Origin of the sequence: Methylibium sp. T29-B (assembly GCF_000576225.1) — a bacterium.
Taxonomy (GTDB): domain Bacteria; phylum Pseudomonadota; class Gammaproteobacteria; order Burkholderiales; family Burkholderiaceae_C; genus Methylibium; species Methylibium petroleiphilum.
This window is the reverse complement of the sequence record NZ_AZSN01000016.1, coordinates 30293-43171: the sequence shown is the minus strand read 5'-3', so window position 1 is coordinate 43171 and position 12879 is coordinate 30293. Positions and strand designations below refer to the sequence as shown.

Here is a 12879-nt window from a genome sequence, read left to right as displayed (position 1 = left end):
CGGGCGTGCGGTGCTGGACGCGCTGATCGCGCTGGCCGCCCGGCGCGGCGACCGCGAGATCGTGCTGAGCGCCCAGCTCTCGGCCGTGCCGTTCTACGCACGCGCCGGCTTCACGCAGAGCGGTCCGGGCTTCGAGGAAGCGGGCATCCCACACGTGGAGATGCGCCGCAGCCTGTAGCGCGCCGGCATCGGCCGCGCTTGGTGCGACCGGCGCTGCGAGGCATCATGCCGGGATCATGACGAGGCAGCCCCGATGAGCACCGCAAGCGACGCACTGTTCAAGAAACTGGCCAACGACCTGGGCGTGGAGTTCTCCGAGGAGATTCGCGCCGTGCCGCACTACGAGGTGTCGGTCGAGCACGACGGCATCCTCTACGTCAGCGGCCAGATCCCGCGCATCCGCGGTGCGGTAGCGGTGGCAGGGCGCGTCGGCGCCGAGATCTCGCGCGAGGAGGCCCGCCATGCGGCCCGCATCTGCGTGGTGAAGGCGCTGGCCGTCGTGCGCCAGGCCGCCGGCGGCGACCTGAGCCGCGTGAAGCGCATCCTGCGCATGACGGTCTACGTGCAGAGCGCGCCGAACTTCACCGAGCACAGCGAGGTGGCCGACGCCGCCTCGGACATTCTCTACACGCTGTTCCAGCCGGGCGGCGGCCACACCCGCACCACGGTCGGCGTGGCCCAGCTGCCCAAGAACGCGGCGGTCGAGATCGACATGATCGTCGCGCTGGGCGACCGCGAGGCGGGCAGCAGCACGTTCTGAGCGGCCGGGGCGGACCGCGCGGCGGTTCAGGCGGTCGCGCTCAGCGCTTCGATGGCTTCGCCCAGCTCGAGCCAGCGCGTCTCGAAGGTCTCGATCTGCTCGCTGAGCAGCTTGAGGCGCTTGCCGCGCTCGGCGCGTTCGGCCGCCGTCAGCGACGGGTCGGACAGGCTGGCCGCCAGGGCGTCGCGCTCCGGCACCGCCGTGGCCAGCCGGGCTTCGAGCTTGCCGAACTCGGCCTTCAGCGGACGGGCCTGCTCGGCTGCCCGCTGGCGCGCCTGGGCCTGGGCCTTGCGGTCCTCGCGGCGGTCGACAGGCTCGTCCGGGGCTTTCGACGGCTTCGCGGTCGCCTCGACCACGGTCGGCGCTGCGGTCGCGCCCCGCGCCGCCTGGGCGTAGGCGCGGGCCTGCTCGCGCGACTGCTCCAGCAGCCAGCGCTGGTAGTCGTCGAGGTCGCCGTCGAACTCGCGCACGCCGCCGGCGGTGACGAGCCAGAACTCGTCGCAGACCTCGCGCAGCAGCGCGCGGTCGTGGCTGACCAGCATCACGGTGCCCTCGAACTCGTTGAGCGCCAGGGACAGCGCCTCGCGGGTGGCGAGGTCGAGGTGGTTGGTCGGCTCGTCGAGCAGCAGCAGGTTGGGGCGCTGCCAGACGATCATCGCCAGCACCAGGCGCGCCTTCTCGCCGCCGCTCAGCGAGCCGACCGGTTGGTGGACCATGTCGCCGGTGAAGCGGAACTGGCCCAGGAAGTTGCGCAGCTCCTGCTCGCGCGCGCCCGGCGAGACCTGCTTGGCCAGCCGGATCATGTGTTCCATCGGCCCGCTCTCGGGCGTCAGCACGTCCATCTCCTGCTGTGCGAAGTAGCCGATCGCCAGGCCCTTGCCCTCGGTCACGCTGCCGCCCAGCGCCGGCAGGGCGCGCGCCAGCGTCTTGACCAGCGTCGACTTGCCCTGGCCGTTGGCACCGAGGATGCCGATGCGCTGGCCCGGCATGACCGAGCGGTCGATGTCGCGCACGATGGTGATCGGCTCGCCGCCTTCGACCGCGTAGCCACAGCGCATTTCGCGCATGGCCAGCATGGGGTTGGGCAGGTTGTCGGGCTCCCGGAACTCGAAGGCGAAGTCGGCCGCGGTCAGCACCGGCGCGATCTTCTCCATGCGCTCCAGCGCCTTCACGCGGCTCTGTGCCTGCTTGGCCTTGCTGGCCTTGGCCTTGAAGCGGTCGATGAAGCGCTGCAGCTGCGCCACCTTCTCCTGCTGGCGCCCGAATGCGGCCTGCTGCTGGCTCATGCGCTCGGCGCGCATGCCCTCGAAGGCGCTGTAGTTGCCGCCGTAGCGCGTGAGCTGGGTCTCCTCGAGGTGCACCGTCACGCGGGTGATGGCGTCGAGGAACTCGCGGTCGTGGCTGATGACCAGCATGGTGCCCTCGTAGCGCTGCAGCCAGGCCTCCAGCCACACCAGCGCGTCGAGGTCCAGGTGGTTGGTGGGCTCGTCGAGCAGAAGCAGGTCGCTCGGGCACATCAGCGCGCGGGCCAGCTGCAGCCGCATGCGCCAGCCGCCGGAGAAGCTGTTGACCGGCGCGTCCAGCTGGGCGCTCTTGAAGCCCAGGCCCAGCATCAGCGCCTGGGCCCGCGGCGAGGCGTCGAAGGCGCCGACCTCGGCGAGCAGGCCGTGCGCCTCGCCGATCGCGTTGCCGTCGTCGGCCGCTTCGGCGGCGGCCAGCGCGGCCTGTGCCTCCATCAACCGGGTGTCGCCTTCCAGCACGAAGGCGGTGGCCGGCTGGTCGGTCTCGGGCATGTTCTGCGCCACCTCGGCCATGCGCCAGCGCGGCGGGATCGAGAAATCGCCGGCATCGGCCTGCAGTCGGTGCGTCAGCAGCGCGAACAGCGAGGACTTGCCGGCGCCGTTGCGGCCGACCAGGCCGACCTTCTCGCCGGGGTTCAGCGTGAGGTTGGCGCCGTGCAGCACGATCTTGGGGCCGCGGCGCAGGGTGAGATTCTTGAGAACGATCATGAGGACAGCAGGGAAGCCCGGGTCAGCAGCAGCACCTGGTCGTCGCCGGCGCTGGTTTCGAGCCACACGGCCTCGAGGGTGGGAAAGGCGCGCTCGAAGTTCGCGCGCTCGTTGCCGATCTCCAGCACGAGCACGGCATCTTCGGTCATCTGCGCCGGCGCGTCTTGCAGCAGCTTGCGCACGAAGTCCATGCCGTCCTCACCACCGGCCAGCGCCAGCTCGGGTTCGGCCTGGTACTCGGGCGGCAGGTCCGCCATCGACGCGGCATTCACGTAGGGCGGGTTGCAGAGGATCAGGTCGTAGGGGCCGTGCACGCGCGCCAGGCCGTCGGAGCGTAGCAGCGTGACGCGATCGCCCAGGCCGTGAGCGTCGACGTTGATCTTCGCCACGGCGAGCGCGTCCTCGGACAGGTCGCTGCCGTCGACGCTCACCTCGGGCCAGGCCATCGCGGCCAGCACCGCGAGGCTGCCGTTGCCGGTGCACAGGTCGAGCACGCGCCGCGTGTGGGCGCCGAGCCAGGCGTCGATCGTGCCGTCGGCCAGCAGCTCGGCGATGAAGCTGCGCGGCACGATGGTCCGCTCGTCGACGTAGAAGGCCACGCCCTGCAGCCAGGCCTGCCTGGTCAGGTAGGCCGCCGGCAGGCGTTGGCGGATGCGACGGTCGATCAGCGCGTCGACCACCAATCGCTCGCTCGCGGACACCGGTCGCGCGGCGTGCTCGTCCAGCCCGTCGAGCGGCAGGTCCAGCGCCCACTGCACCAGCCAGGCGGCCTCGTCGAAGGCATGGGTCGTGCCGTGCCCGAACGACACCCCGGCCTCCTGCAGGCGCGCGGCCTGCGCCTCGACCAGCTCGATCAGCGTCATGCGACCAGACGCTCGAGCGTGCTGCGGTAGATCTCCTTCAGCGGCTCGATCTCGGCCACCGCGACGTGCTCGTCGATCTGGTGGATGCTGGCATTGACCGGCCCGCATTCGACCACCTGCGGGCAGACGGTGGCGATGAAGCGGCCGTCGGAGGTGCCGCCGGTGGTGGACAGCTCGGTCGTGCGGCCGGTCACCTGCAAGATCGCGCTGCCCAGCGCCTCGGTCAGGCTGCCGGGGCGCGTGAGGAAGGGCCGACCGCCCAGCGTCCAGTCGATCGTGTACTGCAGGCCGTGGCGGTCCAGCACCGCGGCGAGGCGCTGCTGCAGGGTCTCCGGCGTCGATTCGGTCGAGAAACGGAAGTTGAAGTCGACCACCGCCTCACCCGGGATGACATTGCTCGCGCCGGTGCCCGCGTGCAGGTTCGAGACCTGCCAGCTGGTCGGCGGGAAATGTTCGTTGCCGCCGTCCCAGACCACTTGCACCAGCTCGGCCAGCGCCGGCGCCACCGCGTGGATCGGGTTCTTCGCCAGGTGCGGGTAGGCGATGTGACCCTGCACGCCTTGCACGACCAGCCGGCCCGACAGCGAGCCGCGGCGGCCGTTCTTGATCATGTCGCCCACCGCGTTCACCGAGGTCGGTTCGCCGACGATGCAGCCGTCGAGCCGCTCGCCGCGCGCCTGCAGCCAGCGCACCACCTGCGTGGTGCCATCGAGCGCCGGGCCTTCCTCATCGCTGGTCAGCAGCAGCGCGATCGAACCAGCGTGTCGGGGATACGCCGCGACGAACTCCTCGATCGCGACCACCATGCAGGCGATCGAGGTTTTCATGTCGGCCGCGCCGCGCCCGTAGAGACGGCCATCGCGGTGGCTGGGCACGAACGGGTCGCTGGTCCAGCGCTCCAGCGGGCCGGTGGGCACCACGTCGGTGTGGCCGGCGAACACGAGCGTGAAGCCGTCGGCGGAACGGCCGCGGCGCACGGCCCACAGATTGGTGACGCGGAAGTCGTCCGGGCCGCTCTCGAGGGTGTGGCAGTCGAAGCCCAGCGCCTGGAGCCGCTGCGCGACCAGCGCCTGGCAGCCGGCGTCTTCGGGCGTGACGGAAGCGCGCGCGATCAGTTGCTCGGCGAGCGCAAGCGCCGTCGGGGGCAGGGCACTCATCCGCGCGATCGACTCACAGCGCGCCGAAGTTCGTGCGGCGATCGTCCTGCCGCACGTCGAGCGTGATGTCGGTGAAGGACGGACCCTCGTCCTTCTCTTCCTTCTTCGGCACCAGCTTCGACTGCGTGGGACTGTCGTTCTGCAGCCGCCACATCAGGTTGGTGGGCGAATCGGCATAGCTCAGGCCCTCGTCGCGGGTGATCACGCCGTCGTTGATCAGGCGGGCGAGCTCCTGCTCAAAGGTCTGCGAGCCTCGGCCAGCGACTGCTCCATCGCCTCCTTGACGCCCGGGAAATCGCCCTGCGCCATCAGGTCGGCCACCAGCTTGGTGTTGAGCAGCACCTCGACGGCCGGCACCCGCCCGCCCTGGGTCGAGCGCACCAGGCGCTGCGACACCACGGCCTTGAGTGCGGAGGACAGGTCGCCCAGCAGGGCCGGGCGCGCCTCGGGCGTGTAGAAGCTCAGGATGCGGCCCAGCGCGTGGTAGCTGTTGTTGGCGTGCAGCGTCGAGACCACCAGGTGGCCCGACAGCGCATAGGAAATCGCCGCGGTCATGGTCTCGCGGTCGCGGATCTCGCCGATCAGGATGCAGTCGGGCGCCTGGCGCAGCGCGTTCTTCAGACCGATCTGCAGCGACTGCGTGTCGCGACCCACCTCGCGCTGGTTGACGATCGCCTTCTTGTTGGTGAACAGGAACTCGATCGGGTCCTCGATGGTGAGGATGTGGCCGGCGAGGTTGCGGTTGCGGTGCTCCAGCATCGCGGCGAGCGTCGTGCTCTTGCCGGTGCCAGTGGCGCCGGCCAGCAGGATCAGGCCGCGCTTCTCGAGGATCAGCGTGTTCAGGATCTCCGGCAGCTTCAGCGAATCGAGCGTCGGGATCTCCACCGGGATGCAGCGGAACACCGCGGCGATGGAGCCGCGCTGCCGGAAGGCGCTGAGCCGGAAGCTGCCGACGCCCTGCAGGCCGACGCCCATGTTCAGCTCGCCCAGCTCCTCCAGCTCCTCGAGCTGCTTGGGTGTCAGCAGCTCGGCCAGCAGCTGCCGCGGCTGCTCCGGCGTGAGCGACTGGTCGGACAGCTGCAGCAGCTGGCCGTTGATCTTGATCTGGATCGGCGCGTTGGCCGTGAGGTAGACATCCGAGGCCCGCTTCTCGGCCATCAGCCGCAGCACCCGCTCCATGTTTCCGCTCATCGCACCGACCCTTCCCGTTTGTTGTTCCGGTCGCCGCCCCCGCGCCGCTCGATCAGGCGCCGCGCAGCAGCTCGTTGATGCTGGTCTTGGCACGCGTCTGTGCGTCGACCTTCTTGACGATCACCGCACAGTACAACGAGTACTTGCCGTCCGCGCTGGGCAAATTACCGGAAACCACGACCGAACCCGCCGGCACGCGGCCGTAGCTCACCTCGCCGGTGGCGCGGTCGTAGATCTTGGTGCTCTGGCCGATGTAGACGCCCATGCTGATCACCGAGTTCTCCTCGACGATCACGCCTTCCACCACCTCGGAGCGGGCGCCGATGAAGCAGTTGTCCTCGATGATGGTCGGGTTGGCCTGCAGCGGCTCCAGCACGCCGCCGATGCCCACGCCGCCCGACAGGTGCACGTTCTTGCCGATCTGCGCGCAGGAGCCCACCGTCGCCCACGTGTCGACCATGGTGTTCTCGTCGACGTAGGCGCCGATGTTCACGTAGCTGGGCATCAGCACCGCGCCCTTGGCGATGTAGCTGCCGCGCCGGGCCACTGCCGGCGGCACCACGCGCACGCCGGTGGCCCGCATCGCGGCCTCGTCGAGGTGGGCGAACTTGGTGTCGACCTTGTCGAAGAAGCCCAGGTCGCCGGCCCGCATGATCTTGTTGTCGGTCAGTCGGAAGCTCAGCAGCACCGCCTTCTTGACCCATTGGTTCACCTGCCACTGGCCGACGCCCTGGCGCTCGGCCACGCGCAGGCGGCCCTTGTTCAGGTCGGAGATGACCTGCTCGACCGCCTCGCGCACTTCGGGCGCGTTGGCCGCGGTGATGGTGGCGCGGGACTCCCACGCGGCGTCGATGGTCGATTGCAGTTGGGTATGGGACATGGAGACTCAGCTGGACTGGATGAAGGAAACGATGCGTTCGGCCGCTTCGACGCATTCGTCGATGCCGGCCACGAGCGCCATGCGGATGCGCCCCTGGCCAGGTTCGTGCCCTGCGCCTCGCGGGCGAGGTAGCTGCCGGGCAGCACCGCCACATTGTATTGAGCGAGCAGCTCGCGGGCGAAGCGGATGTCGCTGCCGCCGCAGACGGCCGCCGGCAACCTGGCCCACAGGTAGAAGCCGGCATCGGGCAGCGCGACGTCCAGCACGCTGGCGAGCCTCGGCGTCACTTGCTCGAATTTCTGGCGGTAGAGCGCCCGGTTGGCCGCCACGTGGGCTTCGTCGCCCCAGGCCGCGAGGCTGGCGCGCTGCACCGCCGGGCCCATGGCGGCGCCGTGGTAGGTGCGGTACAGCAGGAAGGCCTTCAGGATCGCCGCGTCGCCGGCCACGAAGCCCGAGCGCAGCCCCGGCACGTTGGAACGCTTGGACAGGCTGGTGAAGGCGATCAGGCGCCGGAAGTCGCTGCGCCCCAGCGCCAGCGCGGCCTGCAGGCTGCCGAGCGGTGGCTCGTCACGAAAATAGATCTCCGAGTAGCACTCGTCGGAGGCGATCACGAAGCCATGCCGGTCCGACAGCTCGAACAGCCGCTGCCATTCGTCGAGCGGCATCACCGCGCCGGTCGGGTTGCCCGGCGAACAGACGTAGAGCAGTTGGGTGCGGGCCCAGGTGGCGTCGTCGATGGCCGACCAGTCCACCGCGAAATTGCGCGCCGGATCGCTGTTGGCGAACACCGTCTGCGCACCGGCGAGCAGCGCCGCGCCTTCGTAGATCTGATAGAACGGGTTGGGGCAGACGACGGTGGCGCCGGGGCGCGTGGGGTCGATGACGGTCTGCGCCAGTGCGAACAGGGCCTCGCGCGAGCCGTTGACCGGCAGCAGCTGCGTCGACGCATCGAGCGTCACGCCGTAGCGCCGGTGCACCCAGGCTGCGCACGCCTCGCGCAGCGCCGGCTCGCCGGCCGTGGCCGGGTAGCTGGCCAGGCCGTCCAACGCTGCAGTAAGCGCCTCGCGGATGAAGGGCGGCGTCGGATGCTTGGGCTCGCCGATACCGAGGCTGATGGGCCGCAGCGCCGGATTCGGCAGCACGTCGCGGGTCAGTTCGCGCAGCCGCTCGAACGGGTAGGGCTGCAAGCGGGAAAGCAGGGGGTTCATGCGGGCGGATTATCCTGCGGGCTGCATCGTGAACGGCCCGCCCGACACCGCGATTCTTTCGTGTGCAAAATGCTTGCGGACGAACCAACGCCACCGCATGAGCCAGACACGCCGACTTCCCGCATCGCTTCCGGCCGACGCTTCGGACCTAGCGCTCGACGGCCAGTTGTGCTTTGCGCTGTACGCCGCGTCGCTGGCAATGACCAAGGTCTACCGGCCGCTTCTCGCGCGCATCGGCCTGACCTATCCGCAGTACGTGGTGCTGCTGGCGCTTTGGGAGTGCGACGGGCTCAATATCGGTGAGCTCGGCGAGCGCGTCTCGCTCGATTCAGGCACGCTGACGCCGCTGCTCAAGCGCATGCAGGCGCTCGGCCTGATCGAGCGCACCCGCAGCGCCGCCGACGAGCGCCAGGTGCTGATCACGCTGACGCGGGCCGGGCGTGATCTCAGCACCGCCGCGTTGACCATCCAGGAGCAGGTGGCCTGCGCGACGGCCTGTTCCAACCGGGAGCGCCAAGGCTTGACGCAGGCGCTGCAGCAGTTGAGGGCGGCGCTGCTCTCGAACGCCGACACCTGAGGGCCCGACCGCGGGCCTCGCTCAGGTCGGCAGCCCGCGCTCCGTGGCGTGCTGCGGCAGCACGACGAGCGGTTCGGGCTTCCAGCCCTTCTTGCGGTGCTCCGCGACCACGTTGGTGTAGATACCACCGCGCACGTACCACCTGGCGGTGATGCGGGCGAAGCGCGGCGCGGTGGTCTCGACGATCTTGCCGAGGATGTCGTTGGTGACCTTCTCGTGGAAGGCGCCCTCGTCGCGGAAGCTCCACATGTACATCTTCAGGCTCTTGAGCTCGACGCACAGCCCGTCGGCAATCATGTCGATCGTGAAGTGCGCGAAGTCGGGTTGCCCGGTCAGCGGGCACAGGCAGGTGAACTCTGGGATCTGGAACTGGATGACGTAGTCGCGCTCCGGCGCCGGGTTCGGGAACACATGCAGTTCCTTGCTCGGCGCGGTGGGCGGATTGGGGGGCATCGGGGCGCTGCCGGGGCGGCGTGCGCGGGCTGGATTTCTTGGCGGTCTTGGCCATGGTTCGACGCCGCTGCACATCCCGCGCAGTCGACGTTTGCTTGCAGTTCAGGGGAGGGCCCGATGCTATCATCCCGAGCACTCTCAAGCCGGCTCGCGAGCCGGTTTCTCATTACAAATCAACGAGTTAGCGGCGCAGTGCGGGGCCACGCAACAGCCCGGCGCAGCGCCCTGCGAACCGCCCGCGATGCGCCTCAACTCGATCAAGCTCTCCGGTTTCAAGTCCTTCGCCGAGCCGACGAACTTCCAGCTGCCCGGTCAGCTCGTCGGCGTGGTCGGGCCGAACGGCTGCGGCAAGTCCAACATCATGGACGCGGTGCGCTGGGTGCTCGGCGAGAGCAAGGCATCCGAGCTGCGCGGCGAGTCGATGCAGGACGTGATCTTCAACGGCTCGGGCAACCGCAAGCCGGCCAGCCGCTCCAGCGTGGAGCTGGTGTTCGACAACGCCGATGCGCGCGCCGGCGGTTCCTGGGCCCAGTTCGCCGAGATCGCCGTCAAGCGCGTGCTCACCCGCGACGGCACCTCCAGCTACTACATCAACAACCAGCCGGTGCGGCGCCGCGACGTACAGGACGTGTTCCTCGGCACGGGCCTCGGGCCGCGCGCCTACGCGATCATCGGCCAGGGCACGATCAGCCGCATCATCGAGTCCAAGCCCGAGGAGCTGCGGCTCTTTCTCGAAGAGGCTGCCGGCGTCTCCAAGTACAAGGAACGCCGCCGCGAGACCGAGAACCGTCTGAAGGACACGCGCGAGAACCTGCAGCGTGTCGACGACATCCTGCGCGAGCTCAACGCCAACCTCGACAAGCTGGAGAAGCAGGCCGAGGTCGCCGCCCAGTACCGCCGCCTGCAGGAGGCCGGCACGCTGAAGCTGCACCAGCTGTGGTTCCTGAAGCACCGCGACGCGGCGTCCGAGGAGGAGCGCGTGCACAAGGCCGTGCTCGAGGCCACCAATGCCATCGAGTCGCGGCTGGCCGAATTGCGCCACGTCGAGGCCGAGCTGGAGACGGTGCGCCAGTCGCACTACGCGGCGAGCGACGCGCTGCACACCGCCCAGGGTTCGCTGGCCGAGGCCGCGCTCGAGGTGAGCCGGCTCGAGGAACGCATCCGCTACGTGGTAGAGGGTCGCCAGCGCGTCGAGCAGCGGCTGGCCGAACTGACGGGCCAGAACGCGAACTGGGACGAGCGGCGCCTGCAGGCGGTGGCCGAGCTCGACGAGATCGCCGCGCAGATCGCGCTGGCCGACGAACAGGCCGAGCTGCTGGCCGCGCAGGCCGAGGAGCAGTCGGGCGCCTTGCCGGGCGTGGAAGACACGGTGCGCGCCGCGCAGGGCCGCGCCAACGAGCAGCGCGGCAAGGCCGGCCAGGTGCAGCAGCAGATCCAGTTGCTGGCCGCCGAGTCGCGCAGCGTCGAGGAGCAGAGCCGCGCGCTCACGCAGCGTCGCGAGCGCCTGGCCGGCGAGCGCCAGACGCTGGCAGCGCCCGACGAGGCGCGCCTCGAAGGCCTGCGCGTTCAACTCGCCGGCGCCGAGGAAGGCCAGGCGGTGGCCGATGCGCGTGCCGAGGAACTGACCGCGTCGGTGCCCCAGCTCGATGAAGATCGCCGCGCCCGGCAGGAGCGCGTCAACACCGAAGCGGCCCGCCAGGCCGACCTGAGCGCCCGCCTCGATGCGCTGCGCGCGCTGCAGGAGAAGGTGCAAACCGAGGGCAAGCTCAAGCCCTGGCTCGCCAAGCACGGGCTCGACGGGCTGAGCGGGCTGTGGACGCGGCTGCACATCGAGGCCGGTTGGGAGACCGCGCTGGAAGCGGCGCTGCGGGAGCGCATCAATGCGCTCGAGGTCGGCCGCATGGAGACGGTGCGCGCCTTCGAGGGCGATGCTCCCCCGGCCAAGCTGGCCTTCTACACCCCGCCGAGCGGCGCGATCGCCAACACCCATGCCACGCTGCCTCGGCTGTCGGACCTATTGCGTCTGGGCGGGCAGGTCGGTGATGCCGGGCTGGCAGCGCTGCTGAACGACTGGCTCGAAGGCGTGTACACCGCGGCTTCGCTCGACGAGGCGCTGGCCGACCGCGGCAAGCTGACCCACGGCGAGGTCATCATGACGCCGGCCGGCCACGCGGTCAGCCCGTTCGCGGTGAGCTTCTATGCACCCGACTCCGAGCAGGCCGGCATGCTGGCGCGCGCCCAGGAGATCGAGAACCTGGAGAAGCAGACACGCGCCCAGGCACTGATCGTCGACGAGTCGCGCGCCGCCCTGGTGCGGGCCGAGGCTGCCTACACCGATGCCTCGTCGCGGCTGGTTAGCGCACGTCGCGAGGCCGCCGAGGGCCAGACGCGCACCCACCAGCTGCAGGTCGAGGTGCTGCGGCTCGCCCAACTGAGCGAGCAGACCAGCGCACGGCGCGAGCAGATCGAATCCGAGCTGGCCGAGATCGACGCCGGCCTGGAAGAGCTGCAGGAGCGCCGCGTCACCGGTGAAGCCCGCTTCGAGGAGCTCGACCTGCAGCTCGCCAACGAGCAGGAGCGCCATGCCGACCTGGAAGAGGCGGTGATCCAGGCCGAACGCCAGCTCAGCGCCGCGCGCGAGCAACTGCGCGCCCTGGAGCGCGAGGCCCAGGAGGCCCAGTTCAGCTCCCGCGCGCTGGCCGCGCGGCGCGGCGAGCTGCAGCGATCGATCGAGACCGCCGCCCAGCAGGTGGCCACCAACGAGCAGAGCGCCGCCCAACTGCAGGAAGAGCTGGGGCGTCTGACCGACGCCGCCGCGCAGGCCGGTCTGCAGACCGCGCTGGCGCTGAAGCTCGAGCGCGAGCAGGCGCTGGGCGCGCAGCGCAGCGCCTACGACGAGCTGTCGGCCCGACTGCGCCAGGCCGAAGAACAGCGCCTGGGTTTCGAACGCAGCCTCGAGCCGCTGCGCGAGAAGATCGGCAAGCTGCAGCTCGAGCAGCAGGCCGCACAACTGGGCGGTGCGCAGTACCTGGAGCAGTTGACGGCCGCGCAGGTCGACCTGGAGGCGCTGGGCAAGAACATCGAGGACGACGGCGTCAAGCTCTACGGCCTGCAGGGCGAGATCGACCGCATCAACCGCGAAGTGGCGGCGCTGGGCGCAGTGAACCTGGCCGCGCTCGACGAACTGACCGCCTCGCGCGAACGCAAGACCTTCCTCGACGCGCAGTCGGCCGACCTGATCGACGCGATGACCACGCTGGAAGACGCCATCCACAAGATCGACCTCGAGACGCGCGACCTGCTCAAGGGCACCTTCGACACCGTCAACGAGCATTTCGGCCGCATGTTCCCGGAGCTGTTCGGCGGCGGCAACGCCAGGCTGGTGATGACCGGCGACGAGATCCTCGACGCCGGCGTGCAGGTGATGGCGCAGCCACCGGGCAAGAAGAACAGCACCATCCACCTGCTGTCAGGCGGCGAGAAGGCACTGACGGCGATCGCGCTGGTGTTCGCGATCTTCCAGCTCAACCCGGCGCCGTTCTGTCTGCTCGATGAAGTGGACGCGCCGCTCGACGACGCCAACACCGAGCGCTACGCCAAGCTGGTGCGCAGCATGGCCGAACACACGCAGTTCCTGTTCATCTCGCACAACAAGATCGCGATGGAAATGGCCGAGCAGCTGATCGGGGTGACCATGCAGGAGCAGGGCGTGTCGCGCATCGTCGCGGTCGACATGGACGCGGCGGTCTCGATGGCCGAGGCCGCATGAGAGAGGCCATGA

At 69.7% G+C, this 12879-nt stretch carries 9 protein-coding genes and 2 pseudogenes; 4 read left to right on the top strand and 7 right to left on the bottom strand.

Annotated elements, in window-relative coordinates; translation table 11 throughout:
* The first annotated feature begins 10 nt into the window (after positions 1–10).
* Entirely contained in the window at positions 11–178 is a 168-nt protein-coding gene (locus Y694_RS23160; RefSeq protein ID WP_255343762.1) for a GNAT family N-acetyltransferase, read from the top strand.
* Positions 179–253: 75 nt separating this feature from the next.
* Entirely contained in the window at positions 254–760 is a 507-nt protein-coding gene (locus Y694_RS04720; protein WP_011829397.1) for a RidA family protein, read from the top strand.
* Positions 761–786: 26 nt separating this feature from the next.
* Here the strand turns inward: Y694_RS04720 and Y694_RS04715 are convergent, their stop codons facing one another.
* The 6 genes and pseudogenes from Y694_RS04715 to dapC all read right to left on the bottom strand — a co-directional run bounded on the left by Y694_RS04715 (position 787) and on the right by dapC (position 8068).
* Complete coding sequence (locus Y694_RS04715) at positions 787–2769, bottom strand: ABC-F family ATP-binding cassette domain-containing protein (protein ID WP_036230268.1); 1983 nt, start codon at positions 2767–2769, stop codon at positions 787–789.
* Positions 2766–3632, bottom strand: coding sequence for a 50S ribosomal protein L3 N(5)-glutamine methyltransferase (gene prmB, locus Y694_RS04710; protein WP_036230266.1), 867 nt, complete (start codon positions 3630–3632; stop codon positions 2766–2768). Before prmB ends, Y694_RS04715 begins: the two co-directional genes overlap by 4 nt.
* On the bottom strand, positions 3629–4780 hold the full coding sequence (gene dapE / locus Y694_RS04705) for a succinyl-diaminopimelate desuccinylase (protein ID WP_036230282.1): 1152 nt from the start codon (positions 4778–4780) through the stop codon (positions 3629–3631). Before dapE ends, prmB begins: the two co-directional genes overlap by 4 nt.
* 22 nt (positions 4781–4802) lie before the next feature.
* Positions 4803–5980, bottom strand: a pseudogene (locus Y694_RS04700) (PilT/PilU family type 4a pilus ATPase).
* A 52-nt stretch (positions 5981–6032) separates the two neighbouring features.
* On the bottom strand, positions 6033–6860 hold the full coding sequence (dapD, locus tag Y694_RS04695; protein ID WP_011829402.1) for a 2,3,4,5-tetrahydropyridine-2,6-dicarboxylate N-succinyltransferase: 828 nt from the start codon (positions 6858–6860) through the stop codon (positions 6033–6035).
* Positions 6861–6866: 6 nt separating this feature from the next.
* Positions 6867–8068, bottom strand: a pseudogene (dapC, locus tag Y694_RS04690) (succinyldiaminopimelate transaminase).
* A gap of 97 nt (positions 8069–8165) precedes the next feature.
* Between dapC and Y694_RS04685 the strand changes: the two are divergent.
* Positions 8166–8645 carry a MarR family winged helix-turn-helix transcriptional regulator gene (locus tag Y694_RS04685; protein WP_036230264.1) on the top strand — a complete coding sequence of 160 codons (480 nt, stop codon included), beginning with the start codon at positions 8166–8168 and terminating at the stop codon, positions 8643–8645.
* Positions 8646–8666: 21 nt separating this feature from the next.
* Here Y694_RS04685 and queF read toward each other — a convergent pair whose 3' ends face one another.
* Positions 8667–9098: a preQ(1) synthase gene (gene queF / locus Y694_RS04680; RefSeq protein WP_036230262.1), complete on the bottom strand. Its 432-nt coding sequence runs from the start codon at positions 9096–9098 to the stop codon at positions 8667–8669.
* Positions 9099–9339: 241 nt separating this feature from the next.
* Here queF and smc point away from each other — a divergent pair, with 241 nt between their 5' ends.
* Positions 9340–12867, top strand: coding sequence for a chromosome segregation protein SMC (gene smc, locus Y694_RS04675; RefSeq protein WP_036230260.1), 3528 nt, complete (start codon positions 9340–9342; stop codon positions 12865–12867).
* The last annotated feature ends 12 nt before the right edge of the window (positions 12868–12879 follow it).